This window comes from Actinophytocola sp., assembly GCF_036555685.1.
GTDB lineage: Bacteria > Actinomycetota > Actinomycetes > Mycobacteriales > Pseudonocardiaceae > Actinophytocola.
Genome location: NZ_DATBKY010000159.1, coordinates 15,528 through 31,680, shown reverse-complemented (window position 1 = coordinate 31,680; position 16,153 = coordinate 15,528). Strand labels below are relative to the sequence as shown.

19 protein-coding genes are annotated in these 16,153 nt (G+C 68.8%); 5 read left to right on the top strand and 14 right to left on the bottom strand.

Annotated elements, in window-relative coordinates; translation table 11 throughout:
* Positions 1-483 (bottom strand): HAD family hydrolase (locus tag VH969_RS15170; RefSeq protein WP_331974493.1); only part of this gene is annotated, 483 nt, incomplete at its 3' end.
* 158 nt (positions 484-641) lie between these two features.
* Complete coding sequence (locus tag VH969_RS15165; protein WP_331974491.1) at positions 642-1,559, bottom strand: NADP-dependent oxidoreductase; 918 nt, start codon at positions 1,557-1,559, stop codon at positions 642-644.
* A gap of 576 nt (positions 1,560-2,135) precedes the next feature.
* Between VH969_RS15165 and VH969_RS15160 the strand changes: the two genes are divergently transcribed.
* Complete coding sequence (locus VH969_RS15160) at positions 2,136-2,531, top strand: CBS domain-containing protein (protein WP_331974489.1); 396 nt, start codon at positions 2,136-2,138, stop codon at positions 2,529-2,531.
* 283 nt (positions 2,532-2,814) lie between these two features.
* Here VH969_RS15160 and VH969_RS15155 read toward each other — a convergent pair whose 3' ends face one another.
* A complete protein-coding gene (locus VH969_RS15155; RefSeq protein ID WP_331974487.1) occupies positions 2,815-3,150 on the bottom strand; it encodes a Ppx/GppA phosphatase family protein in 336 nt (111 codons plus the stop codon).
* A gap of 125 nt (positions 3,151-3,275) precedes the next feature.
* On the opposite strand from VH969_RS15155, the gene VH969_RS15150 reads away from it, so the two are divergent.
* The gene (locus VH969_RS15150) at positions 3,276-3,629 is read left to right on the top strand and encodes an alpha/beta fold hydrolase (RefSeq protein ID WP_331974485.1); all 354 of its coding nucleotides are present in this window, start codon (positions 3,276-3,278) and stop codon (positions 3,627-3,629) included.
* Positions 3,630-3,719: 90 nt separating this feature from the next.
* Positions 3,720-4,178, top strand: a complete 459-nt coding sequence (locus VH969_RS15145) for a sensor histidine kinase (protein ID WP_331974483.1) — start codon at positions 3,720-3,722, stop codon at positions 4,176-4,178.
* Here VH969_RS15145 and VH969_RS15140 read toward each other — a convergent pair.
* On the bottom strand, positions 4,171-4,506 hold the full coding sequence (locus VH969_RS15140) for a hypothetical protein (protein ID WP_331974481.1): 336 nt from the start codon (positions 4,504-4,506) through the stop codon (positions 4,171-4,173). The genes VH969_RS15145 and VH969_RS15140 overlap by 8 nt on opposite strands.
* Positions 4,507-4,713: 207 nt before the next feature.
* Here VH969_RS15140 and VH969_RS15135 point away from each other — a divergent pair, with 207 nt between their 5' ends.
* Positions 4,714-4,941, top strand: coding sequence for a hypothetical protein (locus VH969_RS15135; protein ID WP_331974479.1), 228 nt, complete (start codon positions 4,714-4,716; stop codon positions 4,939-4,941).
* Between the two features lie 1,432 nt (positions 4,942-6,373).
* On the opposite strand, the gene VH969_RS15130 is transcribed toward VH969_RS15135, so the two are convergent.
* The 10 genes from VH969_RS15130 to VH969_RS15085 form a co-directional block, all read right to left on the bottom strand.
* Entirely contained in the window at positions 6,374-6,571 is a 198-nt protein-coding gene (locus VH969_RS15130) for an RGCVC family protein (RefSeq protein ID WP_331974477.1), read from the bottom strand.
* Between the two features lie 158 nt (positions 6,572-6,729).
* Positions 6,730-7,152: a DUF6292 family protein gene (locus tag VH969_RS15125; RefSeq protein WP_331974497.1), complete on the bottom strand. Its 423-nt coding sequence runs from the start codon at positions 7,150-7,152 to the stop codon at positions 6,730-6,732.
* Between the two features lie 157 nt (positions 7,153-7,309).
* The gene (locus VH969_RS15120; RefSeq protein WP_331974475.1) at positions 7,310-7,903 is read right to left on the bottom strand and encodes a GNAT family N-acetyltransferase; all 594 of its coding nucleotides are present in this window, start codon (positions 7,901-7,903) and stop codon (positions 7,310-7,312) included.
* Between the two features lie 75 nt (positions 7,904-7,978).
* Entirely contained in the window at positions 7,979-8,305 is a 327-nt protein-coding gene (locus VH969_RS15115) for a hypothetical protein (protein ID WP_331974473.1), read from the bottom strand.
* A gap of 383 nt (positions 8,306-8,688) precedes the next feature.
* Positions 8,689-10,290, bottom strand: a complete 1,602-nt coding sequence (locus VH969_RS15110; protein ID WP_331974471.1) for a GAF domain-containing protein — start codon at positions 10,288-10,290, stop codon at positions 8,689-8,691.
* 305 nt (positions 10,291-10,595) lie between these two features.
* Positions 10,596-11,354: a GAF and ANTAR domain-containing protein gene (locus VH969_RS15105; protein ID WP_331974469.1), complete on the bottom strand. Its 759-nt coding sequence runs from the start codon at positions 11,352-11,354 to the stop codon at positions 10,596-10,598.
* A gap of 25 nt (positions 11,355-11,379) precedes the next feature.
* Positions 11,380-12,129, bottom strand: a complete 750-nt coding sequence (locus VH969_RS15100) for a GAF and ANTAR domain-containing protein (protein ID WP_331974467.1) — start codon at positions 12,127-12,129, stop codon at positions 11,380-11,382.
* 7 nt (positions 12,130-12,136) lie between these two features.
* Positions 12,137-13,096 carry an acyl-CoA desaturase gene (locus tag VH969_RS15095; RefSeq protein ID WP_331974465.1) on the bottom strand — a complete coding sequence of 320 codons (960 nt, stop codon included), beginning with the start codon at positions 13,094-13,096 and terminating at the stop codon, positions 12,137-12,139.
* A gap of 362 nt (positions 13,097-13,458) precedes the next feature.
* On the bottom strand, positions 13,459-13,962 hold the full coding sequence (locus VH969_RS15090; protein WP_331974463.1) for a YflT domain-containing protein: 504 nt from the start codon (positions 13,960-13,962) through the stop codon (positions 13,459-13,461).
* A 33-nt stretch (positions 13,963-13,995) separates the two neighbouring features.
* Positions 13,996-14,580: a DUF5994 family protein gene (locus tag VH969_RS15085; RefSeq protein ID WP_331974461.1), complete on the bottom strand. Its 585-nt coding sequence runs from the start codon at positions 14,578-14,580 to the stop codon at positions 13,996-13,998.
* A gap of 204 nt (positions 14,581-14,784) precedes the next feature.
* Between VH969_RS15085 and VH969_RS15080 the strand changes: the two genes are divergently transcribed.
* Complete coding sequence (locus VH969_RS15080) at positions 14,785-16,113, top strand: glycosyltransferase family 4 protein (protein WP_331974459.1); 1,329 nt, start codon at positions 14,785-14,787, stop codon at positions 16,111-16,113.
* Positions 16,114-16,153 lie beyond the last annotated feature (40 nt).

The following is a 16,153-nucleotide window of genomic DNA, read 5'->3' as shown; positions in this document are numbered from 1 at the left end:
TGGATCCGGCTTGGCGGCCGGCAGCCGGGACGACGCGATCAGCCGTAGCCCCTCCCTCGCCAACCCGGTCGCCTCGAGCTTCGCGGCCTGCTGCTCGTGCTCACCGTTGGTCAGCACCCCGACGACCACCCCGGCGGCAAGAGCCCGCTCGACCACACCGACCGCATCCGGGAACGCCCGCCAACATCGCTGGTAGGCGGCCAAATACTCACCAAACACGGAATCCGCGGCCGCGTCATCGAGCCCGAGATGCGCCAACAACGCCCGAACACGAGCACGCCGCTGCTCGACCATCCTCAACACCCGCGCCTGAAACAAGCCGTAGTAATGATGCTCCAGCTCCCGCCACCGCCGCTCGACCTCGACGACCTCCCCCACTCCCCACCCCACCACCCACGACACCAGCGCGTCTCTGACCGCCCCGCGGTGGTCAACGAGCGTGTCGTCGAGGTCGAACAACACCACCTCGCAGTCCAACCACATCAGGCCCCTCCCCCACACCGAACCGACACGACGGCAGCCCCGGCCGGCACCACAACGCGCGCGACGATCCTCCCTGCCGCAACGTTCGAGCGCTCGGCGCGGTGGCGTGTCGTCCGGTCGATGGCATGACGGCGTGTGGTTGGCCAGTTCCACAGCGCTCAGGGGCGCACGCGAATGACAGTCTTGCCCCTGCGCCGCACGGTCGGGTTGAGCGCAAGGACGGCGTCGTCGAGAGTCGCGACGGTTCCGATGTGCGTGCGCAGGCGCCCGTCCCGCACCCGGTCGACGATCTCCACCAGCTGAGTCGGAACGGACTCGACGACGAAGTCGATCGCGAGGCCGTCGACAGGGCGAGCCTCCACCGGCCCGACCACCGACACCAGCGTGCCGCCAGGCCGGATGATGCTCGCCGAGCGCGTTTGGATGTCACCGCCGATGACATCGAAGACCAGGTCGACCCCGCCGATGTCGTCGAGATCCTCGTGGTCGAGGTCGAGGAACTCGTTCGCGCCGAAGTCGAGCGCCGCCTGGCGGTCCGCCGCCCGCCCGGTACCGATGACGTAGGCGCCGAACTCCCGGGCGAGCTGCGCCACCACGGACCCGACCGCGCCGGCGGCGCCGTGTGCGAGGACGCTCTGCCCCGCCTGAAGACGACCGTGCTGGAACAGGCCCTGCCACGCGGTCAGACCGGATATCGGCAGGCTCGCGCCCACCGTGAAGTCGACGTTCCCCGGCAGCGGCGCAAGGTTGCGTGCCTCCACGGCCGCGTACTCGGCCAGGGTTCCATCCCGGTGCCAGTCCGTAATCCCGAACACCCGCTGTCCCAGCGAGAGTCCCGTCGTGCCGTAGCCGAGGGAGGAGACCACGCCGGCGAACTCGTGGCCGATGATCGGCTGGGCTCGATCGTGACCGGAGCGATCGACCCACGTCGAGGGCCACTCCCACTCCGCAGGGACGAAGCCCGACGCATGGACTTCGACAACGACGTCGTTGATCGCCGGCGTCGGCTCAGGCCGCTCCGCGACTGTGATCCCGGCTGCTTCCGCGGCCTGGTCCGTCGCGACGATCGCCTTCATGGGTGCCTCCGTATATCTCGTGCCCGCCGGTTCTGTGCACCGGTCTGTGACGGTGTGGTCCTCGTCGAGCTCCGGTGGGATCGACGCGTTGCATGGTCCACCGTGGCGAGGGCATGGCGACGGGCGTCCGGCGTATCTGGGGTGGGGCGGCGGGTTGGCGGTTGTGGGCGTGTTCGGGTCCTCTTCTCAAGGTTTGGCCGACGCGGACGGCGGCGTTACACCACGCGACGGCAAGTCGATCCCATCAGCTCACCGCATGCATGACACGCCACCGCACAAGATGCCGGGCGCAGAAGCGTGACGTCCACCAGTCGTCGCGGCCTGGCCACCATCGCCAACCTCTCCATCGCCCTGACCAGCCTCGTCGTCGTCGCGCTCGTCCCCGCCTGCCTCGCCCGGTACGCACTCACCCGCATGCGTCCGCCGGCTGCCGCCCGATCCACGACCGCGCACCCACACGCAGCGCGCAGACCGGTGTCGCGGCCGCAGACACGGGTATGTCCTGGGAACCCGATATCCCGGCCCAGAACATCCGAGGAATGGAGAACTGCCATGGCTCAACTCGTACGCGACCTCATGACCGCCGATCCGGTCACCATGCCGGCGGACACCCCCGTCCAGCGTGCCGCGCAAGCCATGCGCGAACACGACATCGGTGACGTGCTCGTGGTCGATGACGGCCGGCTGCGCGGCATCGTCACCGACCGGGACATCGTCATCCGCGGCCTCGCCGATTTCGAGGACATGTCCACCTGCTCCCTCGGCGACGTGTGCAGCGACCAGTTGCTCACCGTGACCCCCGACGAGGAAGCCACCGAAGCCATCACTCGCATGCGGGAAGCAGCCGTACGCCGCATCCCCGTTGTCGACGGCGACCGGGCCGTGGGCGTGCTGTCCATAGGAGACGCCGCAATCGATCGCGACTCCCGCTCCGCACTGGCGGACATCAGCGTCGAGCAAGGCAACACCTGAATCTGCTCGCCGTAAACAGTTCGAGCACGTGTGGAGCATCGCCGGTCCGGTGCTCGAAGCCGGGCATCCGCCGAACCGCGCCGATCCGCGATCCGCCGAACCGCCGACCGGCGGTTCGGCGGATCGTCGCTGCCAGCCGTGTTCATCGGGGGGATCTCGGCCCCGCGGCGGCGCGCGGTTACCGCGTTCGCCGGCTCTACTCTGTTTCCCGAGCTCGCGGGAGCGGGAAACCGCGCCAGGTCGGGCCCAGGTCAAGCGGCACTGCCGCTGGGTGGCCGGTGCTTCAGCGCAGCGGCATCGCCGTCACGGTCGCGTCGGAGGTGCGGGAGAGCGGCTGCAGCGGTAGCGGTTGCCCGTCGACCATGGTGGACAGGTACCGCAGCACGATGCCCTCACGCAGCGCCCATGGGCTGACCTCGAGCTCGGCGAGGTCCAGTGCCGTCATGGTGGCGTGCGCGGTGATCGCGCCGGCCAGGATCTGGGACGCCCGTGGCCGGGACACTCCGCGCAGCTTCGCCCGTCCGCTCTTGCCGACTGGCTGCGGGTGACCGGCCGGGCCGGCGCCGTTCTGATCGCGAACTCCGCCGGCTGTCAGGTCGTCGTCGACCTCGCCGTGCATTCCCCGGAACTACCGGGTCCGGCCGTCCTCAATGGACCTACGATGGATCGGCACGCCAGGTTCCATGGCGGCAGGTCGGCCGGCTTCTTGCGGGCGCCAGACTGGAACGACCGACACTCGGGCTGGTGCTCGCACGTGACTACCTCGACTGCGGCCCACGCCGGTGGCCGCGGACGTTCCGCCACCTGCTCGCCGACCCGATCGAACGCAAGCTACCGCACCTACACGTGCCGACCGTCGTCGCGCGTGGCAGCCGCGACCCGACGGTGCCACATGGTTGGGCCCGGGAAGTGGTTGCGTTGCTGCCCGACGGCCACCTCGTTGAAGTAGCCGGCGCGGGTCGCACACTGAACTACTCCGCTCCCCGCGCGCTGGCGAACATCGTCAGGCCGTTGATACCTGATGCCGCCAGGGTGAAGCACGGCGACGCCTGCCGCAGAACGGTCAGCATTCAAGCGGTCTCTCGAGCGAACGTCTGAACCCCTGCGGGCAACCGACGTCGTCGGGGCACACGGCGTTCCGGCCAACGGTCGGGTCGGAGGCGGGCACGCCGGGCTGCTCCGCCTTTCTTGGCCGGCGCCGAGCATGCTGATCTGCGTGAGTTGCTTGCCAGGGTGCTGCCCGAGTTGGACGGTTTCGCACGCGGTGTGCACCCGCGCACGCTGACGGAGTCAGGGCTGGCCGCGGCGCTGGCGGAGCTGACCGGCGGCCTCCGGCTCCGGGTCGAGCTGGATGTGATGGCCGATCGCCTGCGCCCTGAGGTGGAGGCGGCGGCGTATTTCGTGTGCTCGGAAGCCGTCGCGAACACCTTGAAGCACGCCGAGGCGACGTTGGTGCTCGTGCGTGTGCGCAAGGACGGCGACCGGGTGTGCGTCGAGGTGGTCGATGACGGTGTCGGCGGCGCGGACCCGCTGTCGGGGTCCGGTCTGCAGGGTCTCGACGACCGGGTGACTGCGTTCGGCGGCGTGCTCAGGGTGGACGAGGCAGCAACGGCCGGCACCCGAGTGATTTGCAGGCTCCCTAACTGAGCGAAATCAGCGCGAGGTCGGCGTTGCCGTACCAATCCATGCGCAGGTTGACGAACCGGTCGCGGTTCGCCAGGCGGTACTGGTGACGATGCCAGAGCGGGATCAGCGCGAGGTCTTCACCGATGGCGATCCGCTCCGCCCGCTCGTACGCGGCCGTCCGCGCCCGTTCGTCCGCCGTCAGCTGCGCCTGGTCGAGCAGCCGGTCCACGCGTGGGTTGCTGTACCGGCCGATGTTGTCGCCGGGGACCGGCTCGGCCGGATTCCGCGTGCCGATCTCGCGCGTCGACAGCAGCCTCGCGAGGATGTCGCCGCGCGACGGGTAGTCCATTCCCCAACCGCCTCGCGAGATGCCGGACACACCGGGAGCTCGCTCGTTCGCCTCCATCTGGCTGGCACTGTCGGCGGGCCGGCAGGCCGCGTACCATCCGAGAACACGATGTGGCACACGATCCGTTTGCGCCTACGTTGCGTCGACTTCTCCGCCCCAGTCCCGGCGGCAGACCACTCCAGTGGTTGACACCCGGAAGGGGCCACGATGACCCGCGAACGATCTAGCCACCCGGATCTCGTCGATGAAGTCTCCGGATTGAGTTGGCACCAGGAATACCGAGCCGCCCGGTTGGTGGCCTCGTCGTCGGCCGACGCGGCGGACTGCGCTCAGTTGCTCGCGGCCCTCGGGATCCATCCCGCCGACTGGCCATCGCTCGATGAACACCCCACTGCAATCGAGTCAGGGATCAGCCAGACGAGATCAAAACCATGACGCCGGTCAGCGACACACATACCGCCGCACGGCGAGCCGATAGTCTCGACTCATCCCGAGCCCAGAGGCGGGGTGGAGGTAAGTGATCGGGCCCTCAAGGGCCGACGTACGGTCACGGGCCCACCGAGAAAGCCCGGCGATCGGCGCGGTTCCTGGTGGTGAGCCTGCCCGGCGGGATGGGCGACTTCTTCGCAGACCTGACCGCGGTGCCGCGTCCGTCTCGATGTCGTACGGCGGTTCGTTCCGGTAGGGCTCGATGTGGTCGGCGCCGCGGAGAAGTAGCTTGCGCGCGCCGGGCATTCCGCGCCGCGTGGGCCGCGTGGGTGACGCCCATCCGCGCGTCCTCCAGCACTTCGTGGGCGTGGAACGGCATGCCCTGTGTCGAGCGGGCGCTGGGCCTCGGCGAGAGGCTGCCGTCGGTACCCACCCGGCGAACCTCCCATGGTTCTCGAGAACGCGCTTCCCATCACGGCCTCGGGCCTGGGTTTCTCAGCGAGAAGTGCGCGGACTCAGGCAGCCGATCGGCGCCTGGTCGTCCGCCGGTTTCGGGACCGGCCAGCGCGTCGGGGCCGGACGTGAACCGGCTGGACGGCGGGGTCCGGCCTCGTCCCCGGGGCGAACTCGGGCTCGTGAAACAGCTTCTCATGCACAGCTTCGCCGGGCTTGGGAGTATCGGTCCGCATCTGTTCGTTCGGCGGATGGCTGAACTGCACGCCGTTCGGCGGTGTGACCTTGATGACGAAAGTCCTTCCTTGGCCCGTGGTGCGAGCGGGCATTCGGGTGTACGTCCAAATTTCACAGTACACCTGTGCCTGGTCGCGTGTCGGAGGACGAACTCGCGGTCGTTCACCCACATCGATGATCAAAGATCCAGAACGTCCCATTCGGACAGTCCACATTCGCTTCCCGGGGTGGAAGAGTGGGACGGCCATCCGACGGTACACGAGACGTAGGTCAGCAGCTTCGCCATGGGTTCGCCATCGCGATCACCGTGCGCACAACTCGGCCCGCTCCGGGTGAACACCAGCGTGCGCCCCGGTGCCTCGGCCGGGTCGACCAGGACCGGAAGCCGGGCGCCCGCCCGTACGTGCGCATGTGGTGCGCCATGGTCTCGACGGACGACGAGGCGGGTCGAAGCGGTGCGTGATCGGATCCCGCAGGAAGCCGCGGACCAGCACGTCGACCCCGGCGTCGGGGGTGGCCGAGAACAGCAGCCGCTGGCTGTCGCGCTGGGTCTGGTCGAGCAGCTTGGTGACGGCCGGCAGGAATGGCCGACCTCGGCTTGGTACTCCGAAAGTCGATGGATCCTCCTGCCCGGCGTAGACCCTCGATGGCCGCGGCGCGCGGTGGTCGACAAGAAACGCGGCCCGAGGCAGTGCTGAGGGGGGCCGCCATTGACCGGTGTACCCGGGGACCCGCGGCGCGAAGGTTCTCACCCGGGTGGTTTGACGGTGGCGTCCGTGGTGCAGACGCAGCCGCGCGTGAACTTCCCGGCGACGGTGGCGTTGCAGTAGCGGGCCGCGATCTCGTCGTGCTCGGTCCAGGCGTGTGTGCAGACCGCGCAGCCGGTGGCGACCTCGCGGTTGGCCTGCGGTCCGGATGACTTTGCGTTCACTTCGACTGTGCCCATGTCGTTCCCGATCGTCCATTGTGTACTCGTTGTACCCGGACCAGCGCCGGCACGGCCGAGGCTCCCCATGACCAGGCTCGCGTTGCGCGGCGAACGATCACAGATCGTGAACGCCGACCGGCTTGACCCCAGCCCGGCCGACGTTCACGACCACCGCACTAGGGTCTCGTGCGATTGGCCGCCATTCGCCTGGCCAGTGTGACCCGATCGGCCGGCTGCACGACCGGGCGGAGCATGTCGGTGCGGCGCCCGGCGACGGCCTCGGCGACGAACCGCGCGACCACGGCCGGCGGCGGCATAGCGTCGCCGCCGAGATAGCTGAGCACGAGTGGTGTCTTCCCGGGATGAGTCTCGACTCCGACGTACCAGCCGAGTCGCTCATCCCACACCAGCATCAGGTCCCGGCCGGCATGCTCCGGCAACCGCTCGACAAGGCCGAGGTACGCGGTAGCCGTGTCGCTCACCTCGTACCCGACGGCGTCAGCCGGCACGCCGATCGCGGCGGCCACCTGCCGCACGTAGCCGGCCAGCGTCTCGCTGAGCGCCGGCCCACCGCGTGGCCCGTCGTCGAGTCCCAGCATGGACACAGACCGGTGAACTCGTCGCGGTCGCACGCCTGCCCGGCGACGGTGCGTATCGCGCGGTTGCGCTGGTCGGTCCGTTCCCGCTGCGCCCGCGCGCGGGACTTGGCGAACTGCGACATCGGTCCTCGGCCGCTGCCGTCGTGCTCCGTCGGTGTCATCGCTCTCCTCTGCGGTCAGGCGTGTTCGGTGGCCAGCGCGACGTCGGTGCGGCGCGGTCGAGGTCGGCCGCGCGGAGCCGGAACACTTGAAGCGCGAGTCCGAAGTATTTGGTGGTCTCGCCGACCCAGTGCATGCCGTTCTCCCGGAACGTGGCCGCGGCCCTGGTGTTCGCCGGCCGGACGACCGCGAACAACTCGTCAACGCCGTGGCTGAAGGCCCAGGACGCGAGCGCGAACGTCGTCTCGCCGGCATATCCGTGATTCCACATCTCCGGATTGACCTGCCAGCCGATCTCCAGGTCCTCGTCGCCGGGCGGCAGTGGCAACAGGACGGCCCCACCGATCACCCAATGGCCGGCGGTGCGCACGATCGCCCACCGGCCGGCGGGCGCGCTGAGCCGGAGGTCCTCGGCGATCCACTGCTGGAGCAGCAGGCGCATCGCGGCCAGGTCGTGGACGCGGTTCATGGCCGGGCTCAGCCACCGGGCGACCTCGGGATCGCCGTATGTCTCCAGCGCGGCCGGCGCGTCGTACAGCCGCCACCGGCGGAGGGTCAGCCGTTCGGTGACCAGGGTCGGTGCGGTCGTCATGACGTGCTCATCTCGGATGTCGATGCGGTCGGGCTGCCCGTCACGATCCGTGGACCCGGGTGTGCTGGGTGGCTGTCACTCCGATGTGCGTCCCGGTCGCGGCATCCCGGACCGGCGCGCGACCCGAGCCAGGAGGGAGTCGACACGCTCGACGTTGTGCCCGTCCGCCGCGGCCGGCCCGATCTCTTTCGCGTTCGCCGCCGATGGTGTTGATGCCCTGATACCGGAAGCCGCCGAGGTTGACCCGGGTAGCACCGGTGTCGAGCCGTCGAGACGCCGGCTGCCATTCGCCGAGGTGGAGGCCATCCGCTCGATCACACCGAGCCGAACCGCCAGCGCCGCGAACAACGCCGGCGGCTCGGCGGCAGATCCCGCGAACGGGGCCATCATGCCCGTCGACATGTTCCATGGGCCTCCGCGGTGGGCAGCGGCTTCAGGTGCACGCGCGACGGCTGATCTGCCGAATCGGCATCGAAGGTGACTGCGGGATCATGCGGGACCGACGTCATGTCGGTGCTCCTCTCCGGCCTAGATGTCGACCGGACGGGCTCGCCGAGGACGAAACCGGCCTGAGTGCCAGCATGCGAGGTGCCATCGGCGAACCGAGCCTACACCCCGCTTCCGCCAGTGAGTCATCGGTTGGTTGATGGCGTGACTCAGGTTGGTTCGCGTCCGTCGACCTTCGTCCCGGCGTCGCCGTCGCGAGAGTCCTGCCCGGCCAGCCCGGCGCTGGTCGCGTCTTTCCTGGGGCCACTGCGGTCCGTCTCGGACGCTCGGCGAGGCGTCTATATGGCGTTGTCGGTTCTCGGCCTGCCGTTGGGATTGTGGGCGGTCCAGACGAGGTGACCGCCGCCGGCGGACGGGTTGAAGTACCGCAGGGTGCCGGCGTGAGACCCGGCACTGCGACGGAGAGCCGTGAGCAGGTCGGCTCGTGCGAGCGGCTTGCTTCCGTTTCCGTTGCTGGTGATCTCGACGAGCACGAGGTCATCGGTGATGTCGACGCGGAGGTCGACCTGGCTCGCGCCGTCGTGTTGGGCGAGGTCGGTCATCGTGTCGCGGACGACGGTCAACACGTCGTCGGCGAGGCCGGGTGGAAGCGGCTGATCGGCCAGCCGGGTGAAACGGATTCCCACAGGGTGGCCGAGTGCCGGCGCGTGCACGTCCAGCAGCGTGAGCAGCCGGTGGTGCAGGTCGTCGTGCCGGCGCTCGGAGATCGTGTGGCCGTACACTTCGGATCGAATGCGTCTGACGGTGGCATCGAGTCTGTTGATGCATGCGTTGAGGCGTGGCCGGTTTTCGGGTATCGGGCTGGTCGCGACGAGTCCTTGCAGGCCCAGCGCCACGGCGGCCAGCTCGTTGATCACGTGCTGGTGGAGATCGGTATCGAATCGGTCGTGGTCCTCGGTGACGAGCCGGGCCGGCCGGTGGGCGCGGGTGTGGTCGAGTTCCATCGCGATACCAACTTGGCCGGCGAACCTGGCCAGGTGGCCGGTGTCGGCGGTGGTGAAGGCGGGCGCGCCGACGACACGACCGACATTGAGCGTGCCCGTGACCGTGCCGCCGGCCGTGAGCGGCACGATGATGAACGACCCGACCCGCGCCGGAAGCAGGGTGCCGGCGACATCGGCGGCATCGGCGGCGCCGTCTGGTCCGTCGGGTCCGTCGACCTGCACGGGCGTCCGGGTCCGCGCGACCGGGCCCACCAGGCCGCCCCGCGTGTGCGCGGTGCGCCCTATCAGGCCATCCGCCATCGCGCCGATTGTGGCCTTGACCTGGAGCTCTCCGGGCTCGACGAGTAGCGCGAGCGTCGCGAAGTCCGCGGAGGCGGTGTCTCGTGCGGAGCGCAGGATCAGCTCCAGGGAGTGATCACCGTGGCCGGCCAGCAACTGCCGACTGACAGCTGTGGACACCGTCGACCAGCGGTCGCGTAGTTCTGACCGCCGGCGGAGCCTGGCATTGTCGATCGCCACGGCGGCCACGCCGGCCAGGGACACGACCAACTGCTCGTCCTCGGCGCTGAACTCGCCGTTCGCGCTGTCGGTGACGTAAAGGGTGCCGACGGCACGGTCTTGGATCCGGATCGGCATGCCGAGGCAGCCGGTCATGATCGGATGATGCGGTGGGAACCCGGAAAAGGCCGGGTCCGCACGCAGGTCACCCAGCCGAACCGGCCCGTTGACGGCGGCCTGCAGTGCCAGGACGCCGCAGCTCGCGGGCGGCTGCCCGATCCGCTCGAGCGTGTCCAGATCAATACCGATGTGCACGAACTCGTCGAACACGCCGTCCCTGCCGAACACCCCCACGGCGGCGTAGCGGGCGTCGACCAGCTCACGCGCCGCCAGCACGACCCGCCGCAACACAGCGTGCAGGTCGAGCTCCGCGGCCACGGCCGTATGTGCATGCAGCAGCGCCCGCAACCGTTCGGGGCGTGGGGACGCCTCGGGTGGTGCGTGCGCGGGCGAGGCCGATATGCCGGGCCGTGCGCCGGCATCGTTTCCGGGGCCGTCGGTCATGGCTGTCACGTCCTGACCCTTTGCCAGCGGGTCCAGGCCGACGTGAGCGGATACCGAACAGGCCGGTCACGGCCTGCGGCACTGTTCACCATACGCCGCTCACGCTGCGCTCGACACCCCGCAATCCCGCGCTCGGGCGTAGCGCGCTGAGCGATGTTCGTGACCCGACCGCGGGCTGGTCATGTCTGGGGTCGTGTGCCGGTGCCCTTGCGTGAGCGCCGCCGGAGCAGGCTGTCGTCGATCGATCCGTCGATGATGTGTGCGGCGACGTCGCTGAGGCGGCGGCCGCGGCCGCGGGCAAAGTCGCGCATGAGGCGAAATGCCTGGTCCATGGGCAGGCCGGTGCGCTCGGCGAGCATGCCTTTGGCCTGTTCGAGCCGCACCCGGCTGGTGAGCGCGGTCTGCAGCTGGGTGGCGAGCAGCTCGCTGGCGGCGAGGGAGCGTTCCTGGATCAGACCGACGGTGGCGACGTCGGCCATCGCCTGGCCGATCCCGAGGTCGGCCTCGCCGAGCCGGCCTGGCTCGAGCCGGAACAGGTTGAGCGCCCCGATGGTCTCCTCCCGCAGTCGCATCGGGAGTGCCTGTGCCGAGTGGAACCCGAGTAGCTGCAGCTGCTCGGTGAACGCCGGCCACGATGAGCGCATCGCGGGCAGGTCGTCTCGGGCCACCGGGCGTCCGGACCGGAAACAGTCCAGACACGGACCCTCGTTGTTCTGCAGCTCGTAGAGCTCCAGAAGCCGGGCCTCCTCGGCGGAGGAGGCCATCACGTGCAGGCCACCGTCGTGGTCGGCCAGCATGATCCCGGCCGCGTCCGCGTCGAGCAGCTCGACACTGCGGGTGGCCAGCGTGTGCAGAAAGTCGATGACGTCGAAATCTGCCACCAACGTGTCCGCCAGATCGACGAACGTGGCGGCCAGAAGTTCCTCCCGGCTCGTCATGAGCCCTGCCTCTTACTTTCGGGGATCACGGCCGTTCTCGTCGATCCCGTTGGGTCGTGATGCCCGGTTCGCCGTCGTCGAAGCGCAGCCGTCGGTCGACCACGTCGGCGGCGATACCGGACACCTTCCGTCCCGCAGCGTACGCGTGTGCGCGCAGGCGCAGCAGTGCCTCGGCAAGGGTGATACCCAGCTGGATCGCGATCATCCCCGTCGCTTGATGAACCACCGCCCGGCCATCGATCGGCTCGATCAGCGCCGACGGCGTGTCCTCGACCCCATCGTGATTCTGCAGATTCAAGACGACCACCGTGGCCGCGTCGGCGAACGCCAGCGCTTCGACGAGGTCGGGACCGGTGAGCCGACCAGCACTGTCACGGTACAGGTCGAGCACACCGACGCGGACGGCGCCGACGTGCAACGGGAAGGCGAAAATGGCGTGCACGCCCGCATCGAGCACAGCCGCACCGAACCGCGGCCAGCGCGGCGATCCGGCCACGACGAGGTCCGGTTCAAGCACCGGACGACCGCCACCGGACGCTTCGACACAGGGACCCTCACCGAGCGCGAACTGCAACTCCTCCAACTGCCGCGCCCGCTCGTCGGTGGCCGCCAGCACCACCCCACTCGGCCCGTCCACAGTCATCAACGCCACCCCCACACCACTGACCGGCAACGCCGACAAGCAGACCGCACACAGCCTCGCCGGCAGCGCGGCCCGCTCGCCACCACCATCGGCGATCACGGAGAGGATCTCGGCGACCCGTGGGCTGCGCACGATGTGTCTATCCGGCCGGTCGTGTGGTTGCCGTGATCCGAGCGAGTCGAGCGGGGTCGGTCCAGCGCACGTCAAAGACCCAGCCGAGTTTCTCGAAGATCCAGATCACCCTGGCTGAGATGTCGATCTGGCCGCGGAGTACGCCGTGCCGTGCGCAGGTGGGGTCGGCGTGGTGGGAGTTGTGCCAGGACTCGCCCATGGACAGGATCGCCAGCGGCCAGAAGTTCGCCGCCTTGTCGCGGCTGACGAACGGCCGTTCGCCGATCATGTGGCAGATCGAGTTGATCGACCAGGTCACGTGGTGCAGGAACGACACCCGCACGAGGCCGGCCCAGAAGAACGCGGTCAGCGCTCCCCACCAGGACCAGGTGATCAATCCGCCCAGCACGGCCGGCATCGCGATGGTCACCACCACCCACAACGGGAACAGCCGGTCGATCACCCGCACACGGCGGTCGGCCAGCAGGTCCGGCGCGAACCGCTCGGCGTTGGTGCTGACCCGTTCGAACAGCCAGCCCATGTGCGCGTGCCAGAACCCCTTGGCCAGCGCGATCGGACCGCCGCCGAACAACCAGGGCGAGTGCGGGTCGCCTTCGCGGTCGGAGAAGGCATGGTGTCGCCGGTGATCGGCGACCCACCCGATCACCGGTCCCTGCGCGGCCAGGCCCCCGGCGACCGCCAGCGCGATCCGTAGACCACGCCTGGCCTTGAACGCCCGGTGGGTGAAGTACCGGTGGTAGCCGACCGTCACCCCGAGGCAGGACACCACGTAGAACGAGGCGGCGAGGACCAGATCGGCCCAGCCCAACCCCCATCCCCACGCGATCGGGACCGCCGCGATCAGCGCGGCGAACGGAATCAACACGAAGACCTTGACCAGGATCTGCTCTCCCGTGGTCCGGCCCGGAGTGACCAACGGCTTCGGCTCGGGCCGTGGGGTTGGACGAATCGCTGCGGTCGTGGTCATGTCAATGTCCTATCGGGATCGTTGCGGGAGACTGGAGCCGCTGTGTCCGGCCGCAGGCCAAGTCTGTCCTCAATGGACGAAGACGACGTCATCTCGTGCGCGCGGATCCACCCGATCAACAGTTCGGCTTCCTCCGCGCCGAACACACCCGCCGGTGCGGCACGCGGGATTGCGGTGACCGCGCTTTGATGTGGTACGCGAATGTCCGTGAACGGAGCCGCGAGCGGACTCTGATCCAGATGTGCCATCGGATAGCCCTGGTCAGCTAGATTCCAACCGGGGTCCCGGGCATCTACCCGCCACACTACACGCGGATGGCCCTCACCGGAGGCATCACCGCGTCCTTCCGCGAGGACCTTGATTCATGCGGTACGCAAGACGAGCGCTGCGAGCAGGTCCCTGGCCCGCTCGGCGTTGCGTGGTTGGCAGAGCACGTCGTAGCGGCGCGCGACCAGCTGGCTGTGCGACACGAAATCCCGTTGTCCACGTGCCGAGGCGTACCGGACGGCGGCTGAGGCCAGGCCGAACCCAACGCCGGAGACCAGCCCGATCAGGATCGGCAACACCCCGCCACCGAGGGTGAACAGGCTCAGCAGCAGGCCGACGAACAGCCCGAGCCAGGCACCGGACGCCGCTCCGGCGGTCAGCACGCGCTTCCACGTCAGGCGGGCGTCGACCCGCTCGACGAGCATGGGCTCGACGCCGACGATCGTGACTTCCTGAACCGGAAATTCGCTGTCAGCCAGGTGGTCCACGGCCTGCTGGGCGTCCTTGTAGGTGTCGTAGGAGGCGACCGGCCATCCGTCCGGCAACGTCGGTAACCGGGTGCCGGCTGAAGCAGGAACTCGCGCGAACGGTGTCGTCATGTTGTCTCGGTCTCAGAAGATCGCACCTGATTGTCAGCTCCCGTTGTCGGTCGTCGGGCTCTCGTCCGGCTCGCCGCGCCGGGCGCCGCCGTCAACTTCCCAGCGTTCCACGGCGGAGTCGCCGGGTAGCTCGCCGATGATCCGTCTGGTTTCGGTCGTGGCGGCGGACGCAAGCAGGCGATCGACCCCGTCGACGTTGTCCCGGCGGGATGCGGTCATCAGTGTCTGGTGCGCGGCGACCGGGTCGGTGGCCGACGGCAGAACCAACAGCGTCAGGCGGGATCCGCTCGGTCCGATCACGTCCACGGTGTGCGGGTGCTGAGCATGGAAGCCGCCCAGCCGCACCTGCCGGCCGCCGATGTCGAGGCGGCGCGGAGCAGCGTCCCAAGCGGTCAGGTTGTAGCTCACCCGCTCGACGGGACCCAGCCGATTTGCCAGCGCTGCGAGCAGGGCGGGCAGTTCGGCGCCCAGGTCGCGCGTACGAGGCCACCACGCCCCGTCGACAGATCCCGTGGGTGGCGCCTTCGGCTTCAACTTCAACCGAAGAGTCTGTCGAGACGGCTCAACGGTCGTTGTGGCCGATCGGGTGTCGAGCCGAACCTGCGTATTCGACGTCATGAGGTGCTCCCGTCCCGTGCCGCACGACGCGGCTGGGCTGGCGATAAGCCGACGACGACGCGGGCTTGGCCACTCACGTACGAAATATCCTCGACAACCCAAGGCTACACCGCAATCGAAACGACCGGCCGATCCCGGCGCCGAATATCGCTGAGAATTGCCCGTGAATATTGTGCAGGCTCATTCACGTGGAGCCGTCACTGCGTGACCGCCCGTGCTACCGTGCACCTGCGGTCTCCGTTCACCTCACGAAAGTCGTTGCGTCTGTCGGCATCCCGGTTCGAGCGCTCGCCAAGGACCGAGCGCACGGCCGTCTCTTTCGGACAGCGTCCGCACCGCTTCTCTCACCTGCAGCGCGAAAGTTGGCAGCACAAATTGATCTCGTTCATCTGGTCGCCTGGAAACCCCCTGCCCGCCGGCACCGGCGGCTCGGAGAACTACACAGTCGGCCAGGTGCGGGAACTGAACCGGCAGGGAGTGCCGGCGCAGGTGGTCACCGTGGGCCTGGGTGCCGACGACGGCAGGAACGAGTTCACCGACATTCCGTTCCGTTCGCTGACGATGCTGTCCGAGGTCGGTGGGCTCGACGGAACCATCGTGTTCGTCAACGAACCGCACCCGGTGGCGACCAAGCACCTGGCGTACGTGATCCTGCACAATCCACCGCCAATCCGCGACGAGCAGAAGGCATTCGTCATCGAGGGAACCAGGGATCGTGCCCTGATCGCCACCAGCCGGTACGCGGCCGTCCTCTGGGCGAGATACCTCGACGTGGACGTTGCGACGATCAACGTGGTGTACCCGTTCGCCGAACCGTGCTTCGCAGACCAGCCCCGGCCGGACAGGCCGGCCGGCACGACGCGCGTCCTGTTCGCCGGCCGGCTCAGCCCCGAGAAGGGCGTCTACACCCTGCTCGAGACACTGCACATCGACATCATCGAGCAGGACGTCACCCTCAGCTTCACCGCGACGACGGCAGGCGCGGACAAGCCACAGGGAAAGATCATCGAGGGACTTCTCGGAGCCCATCCGGGAATCACGCTCGTCGCCAGCCGCAAGACGCCCGCCAAGATGGCCGCGTTAATGGCCGACCACGACATCGTGGTGATGCCGTCCAACAGCCAGTACTGGCACGAGACCTTCGGCATCGTCTCGGTCGAGGCACAGCACTCGGGCTGCCGGGTGGTCGCGTCCGATGACGGCGGCCTGCCCGAGACCGACTGCGACGGAATGGTGCTCGTCGAATCGGACAACGCCGAGGCGCTCGCCTGGGGCATCCGCGCGGCCGTGGCCAGCGGGCCCGTCTCACCGGACGCCAGACAGGATGCCGCGAAGAGGTTCACCGTCGAGCGGTCCGTCAGCACACTACTGAAGGTTTTCGCCCAACCGGAACCGATCACGCCGGCGACCGTCATCCGGCACCTCGAAGAACAAGTCCTGGCCCCCTCGGCCGAGGTCGTAAACGCGCCCGGCCGACGAGTTCGGACTCGACCGCGTCCGGACAGCCTCGAGACAGCGAGCACCACCGCCTGATCACTCCCCCTGCTCGGCCATACGATAGGTGCGGCCGGCG